The organism is Allochromatium palmeri, from assembly GCF_009720725.1.
GTDB lineage: Bacteria > Pseudomonadota > Gammaproteobacteria > Chromatiales > Chromatiaceae > Thermochromatium > Thermochromatium palmeri.
On sequence record NZ_WNKT01000033.1, the window covers coordinates 1 to 13,801 of the forward strand.

The window sequence follows — 13,801 nt, forward strand, 5'->3', positions numbered from 1 at the left end:
AATAAAAGATCAGACAGAATCAATCATAAGCTGCTGATTATAATAAAAATTTACTTTACTTTAAACCCGGAAGAGCCCGTAAATTTGTCGACTGTGCTTGTTCGGAATAACGCCGCTATTTTGGAAACAACATCAAGGAAACGAGCGAGCGACCGGTCGTGTTGAGTTTCATCGTCTTGTGCGCCGCGCTCTGGGTCAGCTTTCACCTGATCGCAGGCTATGTGGCGCAGCGTCTGCCGCTGGACTGGCTGGCAGACCTGCCGATCATCGGCGCCAGCTATGGTTGGGAGCGCGGCGGGCGCTGCTATGAGTGGCTGGGCATCCGGGTATGGAAGGATCATTTGCCCGAAGCTGGCGGCCTGTTACGCGACGGCTTCTCCAAGCGCCAGCTCGCCTCCGCTGAGCCGGACTATCTCGACCGCTTCGCGCACGAGACCAGCCGCGCCGAGTTCGGACACTGGCTGACTTGGGCGCTGGCACTGACCTTCTTCCTCTGGACGCCTTGGCAGATGGGCGTGTTCATGGTCGTCTATGGCGGTCTGATCAATGTGCCCTTCATCCTGATCCAGCGCTACAACCGCGCCCGACTGCGCCGCTTCATCGCGCGCTCGGCACGTCGGTCCGCGCGCGCCGATTGAGTTTGACGCGCGTCGCGACTATCCTAGCGGATTCACTTTTTCTTGAGGTAGGGCCATGGTCGCCAAGACCCTCTACGACAAACTCTGGGACGAGCATGTCGTCCGTGTCGATGATACGGGCACGGCATTGCTCTACATCGATCGTCAGCTGATCCACGAAGTCACCTCGCCGCAGGCGTTCGAGGGACTGCGTCTGGCCGGGCGCCAACCGTGGCGCGTCAGCGCCAACCTGGCGGTGCCGGACCACAACGTCCCCACCACCGACCGCGCCGCCGGCATCGCCGATCCGGTCTCGCGCCTCCAGGTCGAGACGCTCGGCACCAACTGCCAGACCTTCGGCATCACCGAACTGAGCATGGGCGACAAGCGTCAGGGTGTGGTGCATGTGGTCGGTCCCGAACAGGGCTTCACCCTGCCGGGCGCCACGGTCGTCTGCGGCGACTCGCACACCGCCACCCACGGCGCCTTTGGCGCGCTGGCCTTCGGCATCGGCACCTCCGAGGTCGAGCATGTGCTGGCCACCCAGACCCTGATCCAGCGTAAGTCCAAGTCGATGCTGATCAGCGTCGACGGCCGGCTCGGCGCGGGCGTCACCGCCAAGGACATCGTGCTCGCCATCATCGGCGAGATCGGCACCGCCGGCGGCACGGGCTATGTGATCGAGTTCGGTGGCGAAGCCATCCGCGCGCTGTCGATGGAAGGCCGTATGACGGTCTGCAACATGGCGATCGAGGCCGGCGCACGCGCCGGTCTGATCGGCGTCGACGAGAAGACCGTCGACTACATGCGTGGCCGTCCGCTCGCGCCCGAGGGCGAACTCTTCGAGCGCGCCGCCGCCCACTGGCGCACCCTGGTCAGCGATGAGGGCGCGCAGTTTGATTGCGTGCTCCACATCGACGCCGCGAGCCTCAAGCCGCAGGTCACCTGGGGCACCTCGCCCGAGATGGTGCTGCCGGTCGACGGTCGCGTGCCCGATCCGGCGGCTGAGTCCGACCCGGTCAAGGCCAAGGGCATTGCCCGCGCACTGGAATACATGGGCCTGAGCGCCGGTACCCCGATCAACGAGATCCGCCCGGACAAGGTCTTCATTGGCTCCTGCACCAACTCGCGCATCGAGGATCTGCGCGCGGCCGCCGAGATCGCCAAGGGGCGCCAGGTCGCCGACTCGATCAAGCTGGCGATGGTCGTGCCCGGTTCGGGTCTGGTCAAGGAACAGGCTGAGGCCGAGGGTCTGGACAAGATCTTCGTCGCGGCCGGGTTTGAATGGCGCGAGCCGGGCTGCTCCATGTGTCTGGCGATGAACGCTGATCGGCTGGAGCCGGGCGAGCGCTGTGCTTCGACCTCCAACCGCAACTTCGAGGGTCGGCAGGGACAGGGCGGTCGCACCCATTTGGTCAGTCCGGCCATGGCCGCCGCCGCCGCCGTGACCGGCCGTTTCGTCGACGTGAGGACGCTCTGATGCAGGCTTTCGCGAATTTCACCGGCGTCGTCGCTCCGCTCGATCGGGCCAATATCGACACCGATGCCATCATCCCCAAGCAGTTCCTGAAGAGCATCAAGCGCAGCGGCTTCGGTCCCTATCTATTTGACGAGTGGCGCTATCTCGATCACGGCGAGCCGGACATGGACTGCACCCACCGTCCGCGCAATCCCGAGTTCGTGCTCAACGATGCGCGCTATCAGAGCGCCGAAATCCTGCTCACGCGCGAGAACTTCGGCTGCGGCTCCTCGCGCGAGCACGCGCCCTGGGCGCTGACCGACTTCGGCCTCCGCGTCATCCTGGCGCCGAGCTTCGCCGACATCTTTTTCAACAACTGCTTCAAGAACGGCCTGCTGCCGATCCGGCTCGACGCCGCCGTCATCGACGGGCTGTTTGCCAAGGCGACGGTCGCTGAGCCGTTGCAGATTTCGGTCGATCTGCCGGCCCAGACCCTGACCCTGAGCGATGGTCAGGTCATCGCTTTCGAGGTCGACGCGGGCAGCAAGCAGCGCCTGGTCGAGGGCCTGGACGACATCGGCCTGACCCTACAGGAAGCCGACACCATCCGCGCCTACGAAGAACGCCGCCGCGCCGAAGCGCCCTGGCTGTTCATCTGAATTCTGTCTGGAGACTCCATTGAGCAAGAAGATTCTGGTTCTCGCCGGTGACGGCATCGGTCCCGAGATCGTCGCCGAGGCGGTGAAGGTGCTGAAGGCACTGCAAGCCGAAGGCGCCATCGACGTGACGCTCGAAGAGGCGCTGGTCGGCGGTGCGGCCTATGACGCCCATGGCGATCCGCTGCCGGAGTCGACCCTGGCCGCCGCCAAGGCCGCCGATGCGGTGTTGCTCGGCGCGGTCGGTGGTCCGAAGTGGGAACCGCTGCACATCTCCAAGCGTCCTGAGAAGGGGCTGCTGGGTCTGCGCGCTGGACTGGGGCTGTTTGCCAACCTGCGCCCGGCCGTGCTCTATCCGCAACTGGCCGAGGCCTCGACGCTCAAGCCCGAGATCGTCTCCGGGCTGGACATCATGATCGTGCGTGAACTCACGGGCGACATCTATTTCGGCCAGCCGCGCGGCGTCGAGACCCTGCCCTCCGGCGAGCGGCGCGGCATCAACACCATGGTCTACACCGAATCCGAGGTCGAGCGCATCTGTCGCGTCGCCTTCGACATCGCCATGAAGCGCGGCAAGAAGGTCTGCTCGGTCGACAAGGCCAACGTGCTCGAATGCACCGAGATGTGGCGCGAGGTCGCGACCAAGACCGCCGCTGACTATCCTGAGATCGAGCTCAGCCATATGTACGTCGACAACGCCGCCATGCAGCTCGTGCGTGCGCCCAAGCAGTTCGATGTCATGGTCACCGGCAACATCTTCGGCGATATCCTCTCCGACTGCGCCGCCATGCTCACCGGCTCCATCGGCATGCTGCCCTCGGCCTCGCTCAATGAGCACGGCCAGGGCATGTACGAACCGATCCACGGCTCGGCCCCCGACATCGCCGGCAAGGGCGTCGCCAATCCGCTCGCCACCATCCTCTCGGTGGCCATGATGCTGCGCTACTCGCTCGGCGCGCCCGAGGCGGCTGAGCGCATCGACGCCGCCGTCTCCAAGGTGCTCGATCAGGGTCTGCGCACCGCCGACATCCTGTCTGAAGGCAAGCGTCAGGTCGGCACGGCCGAAATGGGCGACGCTGTGGTGGCCGCGCTATGAAGCGGGTTGGTTTCGTCGGTTGGCGCGGCATGGTAGGCTCGGTCCTGATGGAGCGGATGCGCGCCGAGCATGACTTCGCGCGGATCGCGGAACCGGTCTTCTTCACCACCTCGCAGGTCGGTCAGCTGGGGCCGGATGTCGGCCGGGGCGCTTCGCCGCTGCTCGACGCCGAGTCGCTGGATGCGCTGCGCGAGATGGATGTCATCGTTACCTGTCAGGGCGGCGACTACACCAAATCGATTCATCCGCGCCTGCGTGCAAGCGGTTGGAACGGCTACTGGATCGATGCCGCCTCGGCGCTGCGCATGGAACCGGACGCGACCATCGTCCTCGATCCGGTCAATCGCGCCGTGATCGACGCCGCCCTGGACGCCGGCCAGCGCGACTTCATCGGCGGCAACTGCACCGTGAGCCTGATGTTGATGGCCATCGGCGGATTGTTCCGCGCGGGTCTGGTCGAATGGGTCAGCGCCATGACCTACCAGGCTGCCTCCGGCGCGGGCGCCAAGAACATGCGCGAGCTGCTGGCCCAGATGGGCGCGCTGCACGGTTCGGTCGAGCCGCTGCTGGCCGATCCGGCCTCGGCGATCCTGGACATCGACCGGCGTGTAACCGAGACGTTACGCCGCCCTGGATTTCCCACCGAAAGCTTCGGTGTGCCGCTGGCCGGCAGTCTCATTCCCTGGATCGATACTCAGCTCGACAACGGTCAGAGTCGCGAAGAGTGGAAAGGACAGGCTGAGACGAATAGAATCCTTGGCCTGACCGACCAACCCATTCCGGTCGATGGACTCTGTGTGCGTGTTGGCGCCATGCGCTGCCACAGCCAGGGGTTGACTATCAAGCTCAACCGCGACGTCGCCCTGAGTGAGGTCGAGTCGCTGATCGCCAGCGCCAACGACTGGGTGCGCGTGGTGCCGAACGATCGCGACGTGACGGTTCGTGAGCTGTCGCCTGCGGCCGTGACCGGATCGCTCCAAGTGCCGGTTGGGCGCCTGAGAACGATGAATCTAGGGAGTCGCTATCTGTCGGCCTTCACCGTCGGCGATCAGCTACTCTGGGGCGCGGCTGAGCCATTACGGCGCATGCTGACGATCCTGCTGAATCGCTGATCCAGGAGATCAGCTACAGTTCGTGTGGATGTATTTCGCTGCCTGGCGCACGAGGGGGGAGGATGACTCGTAAGCTGATGTTGGCGTCCGCCATCGCTACGGCCCTGGTCGGGCCTCCAGCCCTCGCGTTGGAACTGGGCGCATTGCGCACCGAATCCGCTTTGAACCAGCCCTTTTCGGGCGAAATCGAGCTCGGTGACATCGGGCCGGACGAACTCGATGCGGTGCGCATCTCCATCGCCCCGTCCGAGGCATTCGACAAAGCGGGCATCGAGCGCTACTACTATCTGACCCAGCTCAGCTTCACACCTGAGGTGGCGGCCGATGGCCGCATCCGGGTGCGCGTCTCCAGTCGCGATCCGGTGCGCGAACCCTACATGGATTTTCTCGTTGAGGTCATCTGGCCCACGGGACGTCTGGTCAAGGGTTACACCGTGCTGCTCGACCCGCCAACTCAAACCGCACGTCGTGCACCCAATGTCCAGACCGCGCGCGCCGCCACGGCGGCCAGCGGTCCTGGTACCGGCCAGCCGAGCACGACGACCGGCGCGGGGGCCTATATACCGGCCCCAGGTGAGGGCTTTCCGCTCTATATCGGCCCCGTGGGCGGCGGCGAAGGACTCTGGGCGCTGGCCCGTCGACAGGCCACCGCCGGCGCGACCGATGCTCAGACCGCGATGGCGCTCTATCGCTCCAATCAAGGCGCCTTCGTTCGGGGCGACATCAATCGTCTGATCGCCGGCAAGACGCTGGTCATCCCCTCGCGCGCGGAGCTTTTCGCGCTCGATGCTGAGGCGGCCCGGCTTGAACTCCAGGCGGCCATGCGTGGCCGTCCGGTCCAGCGCGCACCGCTGACCAATGTCACGCCCGAAATGCTCTCGCGTCTGCGTCTCGTGGGTACAACGCCCGGCGCTACAGGTCCGGGCGTTACCGCGCCCCCGCCCAGCACTGCGCCGAACGCCGCCGGGAGCGGCGGGCAGTCACCCGATGTGTTGATGGCCATCGAGACCAGCGAGACGGCACGCCAGGAGACAATCGAGCTACGCAATCGCATCCAGGAACTGGAGAGCCAGCTCACTGACATTCAGTCCTTGCTGCAACTGCGCAATGCTGAACTGGCGCGTGCTCAGTCGGTCGAGGCCCAGGTGCCTGAGTCGATACTCGACGTCGAGTCCATCGAGGAACCTGAACCGGTCGCGTCGCCGCCTGGTACCTTGACTCAGGACGCACGCGATACGCTCGAACCGGCGCCGGTTGAGATCGACGTGCCGCCGGCCGAGGAGCCCTTCGACCTGCAATCGCTCCTGGCTGAGGAATCAGCGGACGCGGCTGAATCCGGACTTTCTACCGAGCCGCTGGAGACCGAACTAGAGGCTGAGCTATCGGAATCCGGGGTTGGTTTAGTGCCAGTTCCGGTTCCAATGCCCGCTTCAGCCGAGTCGGAGACTCCGGCGACAGCGTCCGAAACGCCAGCCTCTCAAGCCTCCTCCGAGCCGATCGCCGAGCCGACGCCGAAGCCCGACTCAACCCCGGCGGCCACGGCTGCGGAGTCAACGCCGCCGCCCGCGATCGAGTCATCGTCGACCTGGCATTCGCTGTTGTTGCCCCTGGCTGGACTGGCAGGCGTGACCGCCCTGGGTATCCTGCTGTTTTCCGTATTGACGGCGCGCCGTCGCCGACAGGAACTGGCCGAAAGCGAAGACGAAATCGATTCAGACTCCGAACTCGTGCTCGATCCGTTTGCGCCGCCACCCGAACCAGAGACGCCATCGAAGGCGGCCGCCACTTCAGCGCCTGACGCCGTGGTACTCGACAAGAAGGTCGCCGACGCGCAAACCGCCGAACCCTCATCACGGCTCGTTGAGGTGCCGGATGTCCCGGATCTCGATAAGGCGAGCGAAGAGGTCATGTCGAGTCTCACCGACTTCGATGCCGAGACCGACGAAGCCGACATCCTCTCCGAAGCCGACATCTATATTGCCTATGGCCGCTTTCAGGAAGCGCGCCATCTGCTCGACAAGGAACTCAGACGCTACCCGCAACGGCTCGATATCAAATACAAGCTGGCCGAGGCGCTTGCGGCCTCGGGCGAGGCCGGAGCGTTACGAGACCTGCTCGACGAAATCCGTTCCTCGGGTGGCGATACCCAGGATCCGGTTCAATGGGCGCAGATGCAGCAGCGTCTAGATGAACTCGCACCCGAGGCGCCGCTGTCTCCGGCGACGCCATCGCTCACACCCTCGGCGGTGGCTGCCGCCAGCGCCGGTCTGGCAGACGCGCGGGCGGATGACACACTCGAATCCGCTGTGTTACCCGACGTGGGATCGGTCGCGACCTCTGGTCCGGAATCCGAGGACGATCTGTTGCTCGATCTGAGCAGCGATTCCTCGTCGCCGGAGTCCGATGTATTCAAAAACGCCGATGCACTCGATGAAGCGTTGGCGCTGGATCTCGATGTCGAACCGCCGGCGCCGAACCTCGATGAGGTCGTACAGGCGATCGAGCAAGACATCGACTCGATCCTCCCGGCGAGCGAGGCGTCCGATGGATTGGATCTGGATCTGGACATCCTGGGTTCGCCACCTCCGCCAACACAGGCTCCAGGCAAGACCGCGCCGGCGGCGGCCGATGAGATCGGACTCGATCTGGACCTGGAGGTGCCGTCGCTCGATGATACGGACCTCGGCGAGATCGACCTGACGATCGATGGCTTGCAGGGTGCGGAAGAACCTCAAGCGGCGCCCAAGTCTCCAAGCCTGGACGACGCGCTGAAGGATACGGCCGAGGAAAGCCTTGAGGCATTGGATTCCGACCTGTCGCCTGAGCAAGAGAGCGTGCCCTCGGATCTGCTCTCATCGCAGTGGCAGGTCGATTCCAGCATCTGGGATGAGACCGCGACCAAGCTCGATCTGGCGCGCGCCTATGTCGAGATGGACGACAAGGAGGCCGCGCGCGAAATCCTGGAAGAGGTCATGGCCGAGGGGCGCGACGAGCAGCGCAACGAGGCGCGTACCATGCTGGAGCGACTGGGTTGAGAACGCCTTGAGACCGGGTCGTATCGCCCTGGGTGTCGAGTACGACGGCACCCGGTTCCATGGCTGGCAGACGCAATCCGGGGTCCGGACCGTGCAGTCCGACCTGGAGGCGGCCGTGTCGCGTGTCGCGAATCATCCCGTCATCGTTCACTGTGCCGGACGCACCGATGCCGGCGTGCATGCGCTCGAACAGGTGGTGCATTTCGAGACCACGGCCACGCGCAGCGAGCGGTCCTGGGTGCTGGGCGCCAATGTCAATCTGCCACCCGATGTCGGTGTGCGCTGGGCGCATCCGGTCGACGACAGCTTTCATGCCCGTTTCAGCGCTCAGGCGCGACACTATCGCTACCAGATTCTGGCACGGCGCACCCGCTCGCCACTCCAACGCGATCGCGCGGTCTGGGTGCATGAGGCGTTGGATGTCGAGCAGATGCGCGCGGCGGCGGTTGCGCTCGTCGGCGAGCATGATTTTTCGAGCTTCCGCGCCGTGGCCTGTCAGGCTAAGAGTCCGGTGCGGCGCGTGCTATATCTGGATCTCAGCGAGCGTGACGGACTGATCACACTGTCGATCGGTGCCAATGGCTTTCTGCATCACATGGTGCGCAACATCGCCGGGGTGCTGATGGCCATCGGGCGCGGCGAGGCGTCGGTGGACTGGACGCGCGAACTGCTGGAGGTCTGCGACCGGCGGCTCGGCGGCGTGACGGCACAGCCGCAGGGACTCTATTTCGTCAGGGCCGACTATCCGCCCGAGTTCGGTCTGCCACAGTGCGAACGCACCGATCCGCTCCAGCGTTTGCGAGATCATTGAGCCGAGGCCGCGTGAAGAGTCATCACATCATACGAACCCGGGTCAAGATCTGCGGTCTGACGCGCGAATCGGACATTGCAGCGGCTGTGACATCCGGGGCCGATGCGGTTGGCTTCGTCTTCCATCCAGCCAGCCCACGCGCCGTCACGCCTGAGCAGGCCGCTGAACTGTGCCGGGCACTGCCGCCGTTCGTCACCGCCGTCGGGCTGTTCGTCGATGCAGCGGCTGAAACCATCGAAGCGACCCTGGACCAGGTGCCGCTGGATCTGCTCCAGTTCCACGGCGACGAGTCGCCCGAGTTCTGCGCCCGTTTCGGGCGGCGCTGGATCAAGGCTCTGCGGATGCGTCCGGGGGTCGATCTCGCGGCCGAGCGCGAACGCTTCGCCGGAGCCGATGGTCTGCTGCTCGATGCCTATGAACCGGGACGCGCCGGCGGCACCGGCCAGTGTTTCGACTGGGACCGTATCCCGCCGGAGATGGCACCCGAGATCCTGCTCGCCGGTGGACTCACGCCCGCGAATGTGGCTGAAGCCATCGAACGGGTGCGACCCTATGGGGTCGATGTCAGCGGCGGCGTCGAAGCCGCCAAGGGTGTCAAGAGCCCAGAACTGATTTTCGCGTTTATGCAAGGGGTAAGACATGGCGATCAACGCCGACACACGCCAGGCTGAGCACCTGGAATCAGGCCGCGCGGCGGCCTATGACCTGCCCGATGCCTCGGGCCACTTCGGCCCCTATGGTGGGCTGTTCGTGCCTGAGACGCTGATGCATCCGCTGGAAGAACTGCGTCTGGCCTACGAACGCTGCAAGGCCGATCCGGACTTTCAGGCCGAGATGGACGCCGATCTGCGCGACTACGTAGGCCGACCCTCGCCGCTCTATCACGCCGAGCGCTGGAGCCGTGAGCTGGGCGGGGCGCAGATCTATCTCAAGCGCGAAGATCTCAACCACACCGGCGCACACAAGGTCAACAACACCATCGGTCAGGCGCTGCTCGCCAAGCGCATGGGCAAGACCCGCATCATCGCCGAGACCGGTGCCGGTCAGCACGGCGTCGCCAGCGCCACAGTCGCCGCGCGGCTGGGTCTGGAGTGCGTGGTCTACATGGGCGAGGTCGACGTCGCGCGCCAGGAGGCCAATGTCTATCGCATGCGGCTGCTGGGCGCCAGGGTCGTGCCCGTGACCTCCGGCTCGCGCACCCTCAAGGATGCGCTCAACGAAGCCATGCGCGACTGGGTGACAAACATCGACGACACCTTCTACATCATCGGCACGGTCGCCGGGCCGCATCCCTATCCGATGATGGTGCGCGACTTCCAGACCGTGATCGGTCGCGAGGCGCGTGCCCAGATGCTGGAGCGCACCGGACGTCTGCCCGATGCACTGGTGGCCTGTGTCGGCGGCGGCTCGAACGCGATCGGTCTGTTCCATCCCTTCATCGCGGACACGGATGTGGCGATCTATGGGGTCGAAGCAGGCGGGGCGGGCATCGAGACCGGCCATCATGCCGCGCCACTGTGCGCCGGACGTCCGGGCGTGCTGCACGGCAACCGCACCTATTTGATGGAAGACGACAACGGCCAGATCATCGAGACCCATTCGATCTCGGCGGGGCTGGACTATCCGGGCGTCGGTCCCGAACATGCGTGGCTCAAGGACAGCGGACGCGCCCAGTACGTCTCGATCACCGATGACGAGGCGCTCGCGGCCTTCCATCACCTGACGCGCACCGAGGGCATCATCCCGGCGCTCGAATCGAGCCATGCGCTCGCCTATGCACACAAGCTCGCGCCGACCCTGCGTCCTGATCAGAGCATCCTGGTCAATCTCTCCGGTCGGGGAGACAAGGACATGCACACGGTCGCACGTCACGACGGATTGGTCCTATGAGCCGCATCGCACAGCGTTTCGAACAACTGAAGGCGCAGGGTCGTACCGCGCTCATTCCCTTCGTCACCGCCGGCGATCCAGGGCCGGCGACCACGGTGCCGCTGATGCACGCCATGGTCGAAGCCGGTGCCGACATCATCGAGCTGGGCGTGCCCTTCTCCGATCCGATGGCCGATGGTCCGGTGATCCAGCGTGCCACCGAACGGGCGCTGGCTCAGGGTGTGCGGCTGGCTGATGTGCTGGAGATCGTGCGGGCGTTCCGCGAGCGCGACAATGAGACGCCCGTGGTGCTCATGGGTTATCTCAACCCGATCGAGATCATGGGTTATACCGCGTTCGCCGAGCGGGCGAATGCGGCTGGGGTCGATGGCGCACTGATCGTCGACTTGCCGCCGGAAGAAGGACATGAACTGGTCACGACGCTGAAAGCGCAGGGGCTGGATCTGGTCTATCTGCTGGCGCCGACCTCGACTGAGGATCGGATCAGGCGCATCGGCACCGTGGCGTCGGGCTTCGTCTATTACGTTTCGGTCAAGGGCGTGACCGGCGCGGCGAATCTCGACACGGCGGATGTCGCTGAGCATCTGGCGCGGATCCGAGCAACCGTCGATCTTCCGGTCGGTGTCGGCTTTGGCATCAGGGATGCTGAAACCGCCGCGCGCGTGGCCGAGGTCGCTGATGCGGTGATCGTCGGCAGTGCCATCGTCGGGCGGATCGAAGCGCTCGTCGAGACGCCTGAGCGTATCCCGGAGACGGTCGGCGCCTTTCTCGCCGAGCTGCGCGCCGCGATCGATAGCGTCCGTTGATCCAGCGACCTATACACTGAAACCCACGTCCAGAGCACACAACGACGATGGAAGAATCCACCAAATCCAAGGCAAAGGCCCAGGCCAGCGCCACCGTGAAGCAGGCCATGGACAAGGGCATGAGCTGGTTCGAGAAGCTCATTCCAGACCGCATCCGGATCGACGCCAACACCAAGCGCGCCGTGCCCGAGGGCGTCTGGGCCAAGTGTCCGGGCTGTAGCGCCATCCTCTATCGCGCCGAGCTGGAGCGCAATCTGGAGGTCTGCCCCAAGTGCAGTCATCACAACCGCTTGAGTGCACGCCGGCGACTGGAAGCCTTTCTCGATCCGGATTGTCGCGAGGAGATCGGCGCCGATCTCGAATCGCTCGATCCGCTCAAGTTCAAGGATCTGAAGAAATACAAGGACCGGCTCGTCGCGGCCCAGAAGCAGTCGTCCGAGAAGGAGGCGCTGATCGTGATGCGCGGGCGGCTCAAGGATACGCCCATCGTGGCGGCGGCCTTTGAGTTTGGCTTCATGGGTGGGTCCATGGGGTCGGTGGTCGGCGAGCGCTTCGTGCGTGGCGTCGAAGCGGCGATCGAGCAGAACTCGCCCTATGTCTGCTTCTCGGCCAGCGGCGGGGCGCGGATGCAGGAGAGTCTGTTTTCGCTGATGCAGATGGCCAAGACCAGCGCGGCCCTGGCGCGGATGCGCGAGCGTTCGCTGCCCTTCATCTCGGTCATGACCGATCCGACCATGGGCGGTGTTTCGGCCAGTCTGGCGATGCTCGGTGACATCAATGTCGCCGAACCCAATGCCCTGATCGGCTTCGCAGGTCCGCGCGTCATCGAGCAGACGGTGCGCGAGCAGTTGCCCGAAGGCTTTCAGCGCAGTGAATTTCTGCTGGACAAGGGCGCGCTCGACATGATCATCGACCGGCGTGATCTGCGTGAACGATTGGCCGATCTGCTGGCGCTGCTCATGCACCGTCCGCGTTACTGCCGCACCGTGGTGCCGGTCTGAGTTCCCGCACGACGCTGATGACAGACAAGGCGCGTTTTACGACGCTCGATGACTGGCTGGAGTGGCAGTCGAGTCTGCATCCGAGCCGGATGGATCTGGGGTTGGAGCGGGTCGGGGCGGTGTGGGCACGGCTGGCACCTGAGTGCGGGGGCCTGCCGTGTCCGGTGATCACGGTCGGTGGCACCAACGGCAAAGGCTCGACGGTGGCCATGATCGAGTCGATGGCGCTCGCCGCCGGCTATCGGTGCGGTGTCTATACCTCACCGCATCTGTGTCGCTATAACGAGCGGGTGCGGCTCGATGGCGTGCCGGTCGCGGATGCGGCGCTGTGCGCGTCCTTTGCGCGGATCGATCAGGCGCGTGGAGAGATTTCGCTGACCTATTTTGAGTTCGGCACGCTGGCGGCACTCGACATCTTTGCCCGCGCCCAGCCTGATCTGGTGGTGCTGGAAGTCGGACTTGGCGGTCGGCTCGACGCGGTCAATCTGATCGACGCCGAGGTGTCCGTGGTGACCAGCATCGGGCTGGATCACACCGACTGGCTGGGCGACAGCCTGGAGTCGATCGCGCGTGAGAAGGCCGGGATCTTCCGCGCCGGACGTCCGGCGATTATCAGCCAGCGCGATGCGCCCGAGACACTGCGCGCGGAGGCGACGCGAATCGGTGCGTTTCCACTCCAGCTCGGGCGCGAACTCGACCAGGCGCGTACCGCTGAGGGCTGGATCTGGACCGGGCCGGATGGTCAGCGGCTGGCGCTGCCGATTCCGGCGCTGCGCGGTCCCTTCCAGCTCGACAATGCCACGGCCGCTATCGCCGCCTTGCAGGCGTTGCGTGAGCGGCTGCCGGTTCCGGTCAATGCCCTCCGTGCCGGTCTGCAACGCGCGCGTCTGCCCGGACGCTTTCAGGTCATGCCGGGGCCGATTCCCTGGATTCTGGATGTCGCCCACAATGGCGAGGCGGCCGAGGCGCTGGCGGCCAATCTGCGTGATTTTGCCTGTGCCGGACGGTTGCGGGCGGTGCTGGCAGTGCTGGCCGACAAGAATCCTGAGCGGCTCGTGGCGCCGATTTGCGACTGTGTGAGCGATTGGTATCTGGCTCAGAGTGAGGACGCGCGCGCCATGCCAGTCGAGCAGCTGAGCGAACGCCTGGAGGGGCTGATCGGCGCGAACCGGCGCGGAGCGTTTGCCGGTGTCGCCGAGGCAATCGAGGCCGCTTTAGCTGCATCTGCGCCCGGTGATGCGTTGCTGATTGTCGGCTCGTTCACGACGGCCGGTCAGGCGCTGCAACATCCCGCCTGTCCGGTATAAAGCGCGCGGCG

At 65.0% G+C, this 13,801-nt stretch carries 12 protein-coding genes; all 12 read left to right on the forward strand.

All coding sequences use genetic code 11. The annotated features are described in order from the left end of the window. Positions 1-158 precede the first annotated feature (158 nt). The 12 genes from GJ668_RS13840 (at position 159) to folC (ending at position 13,790) form a co-directional block, all read left to right on the forward strand. The gene (locus tag GJ668_RS13840) at positions 159-638 is read left to right on the forward strand and encodes a glycosyl-4,4'-diaponeurosporenoate acyltransferase CrtO family protein (protein WP_186343109.1); all 480 of its coding nucleotides are present in this window, start codon (positions 159-161) and stop codon (positions 636-638) included. 55 nt (positions 639-693) lie between these two features. Further along, positions 694-2,097, forward strand: coding sequence for a 3-isopropylmalate dehydratase large subunit (leuC, locus tag GJ668_RS13845; protein WP_155450738.1), 1,404 nt, complete (start codon positions 694-696; stop codon positions 2,095-2,097). Next, positions 2,097-2,735, forward strand: a complete 639-nt coding sequence (gene leuD, locus GJ668_RS13850) for a 3-isopropylmalate dehydratase small subunit (RefSeq protein ID WP_155450739.1) — start codon at positions 2,097-2,099, stop codon at positions 2,733-2,735. Before leuC ends, leuD begins: the two co-directional genes overlap by 1 nt. Positions 2,736-2,754: 19 nt before the next feature. Continuing rightward, the gene (leuB, locus tag GJ668_RS13855; RefSeq protein ID WP_155450740.1) at positions 2,755-3,828 is read left to right on the forward strand and encodes a 3-isopropylmalate dehydrogenase; all 1,074 of its coding nucleotides are present in this window, start codon (positions 2,755-2,757) and stop codon (positions 3,826-3,828) included. Next, positions 3,825-4,940 carry an aspartate-semialdehyde dehydrogenase gene (gene asd, locus GJ668_RS13860; protein WP_155450741.1) on the forward strand — a complete coding sequence of 372 codons (1,116 nt, stop codon included), beginning with the start codon at positions 3,825-3,827 and terminating at the stop codon, positions 4,938-4,940. Before leuB ends, asd begins: the two co-directional genes overlap by 4 nt. A 62-nt stretch (positions 4,941-5,002) precedes the next feature. Beyond that, on the forward strand, positions 5,003-7,975 hold the full coding sequence (locus tag GJ668_RS13865; protein ID WP_155450742.1) for a FimV/HubP family polar landmark protein: 2,973 nt from the start codon (positions 5,003-5,005) through the stop codon (positions 7,973-7,975). A gap of 7 nt (positions 7,976-7,982) precedes the next feature. Next, on the forward strand, positions 7,983-8,786 hold the full coding sequence (gene truA, locus GJ668_RS13870; protein WP_222930791.1) for a tRNA pseudouridine(38-40) synthase TruA: 804 nt from the start codon (positions 7,983-7,985) through the stop codon (positions 8,784-8,786). A gap of 29 nt (positions 8,787-8,815) precedes the next feature. Then, entirely contained in the window at positions 8,816-9,457 is a 642-nt protein-coding gene (locus GJ668_RS13875) for a phosphoribosylanthranilate isomerase (RefSeq protein WP_343032219.1), read from the forward strand. Beyond that, a complete protein-coding gene (gene trpB, locus GJ668_RS13880) occupies positions 9,426-10,676 on the forward strand; it encodes a tryptophan synthase subunit beta (RefSeq protein WP_155450744.1) in 1,251 nt (416 codons plus the stop codon). The genes GJ668_RS13875 and trpB overlap by 32 nt, the downstream gene beginning before the upstream one ends. After that, entirely contained in the window at positions 10,673-11,482 is an 810-nt protein-coding gene (gene trpA / locus GJ668_RS13885) for a tryptophan synthase subunit alpha (protein WP_155450745.1), read from the forward strand. The genes trpB and trpA overlap by 4 nt, the downstream gene beginning before the upstream one ends. Positions 11,483-11,601: 119 nt before the next feature. After that, complete coding sequence (gene accD / locus GJ668_RS13890) at positions 11,602-12,483, forward strand: acetyl-CoA carboxylase, carboxyltransferase subunit beta (protein WP_222930794.1); 882 nt, start codon at positions 11,602-11,604, stop codon at positions 12,481-12,483. Between the two features lie 17 nt (positions 12,484-12,500). After that, a complete protein-coding gene (gene folC, locus GJ668_RS13895) occupies positions 12,501-13,790 on the forward strand; it encodes a bifunctional tetrahydrofolate synthase/dihydrofolate synthase (RefSeq protein ID WP_155450746.1) in 1,290 nt (429 codons plus the stop codon). The last annotated feature ends 11 nt before the right edge of the window (positions 13,791-13,801 follow it).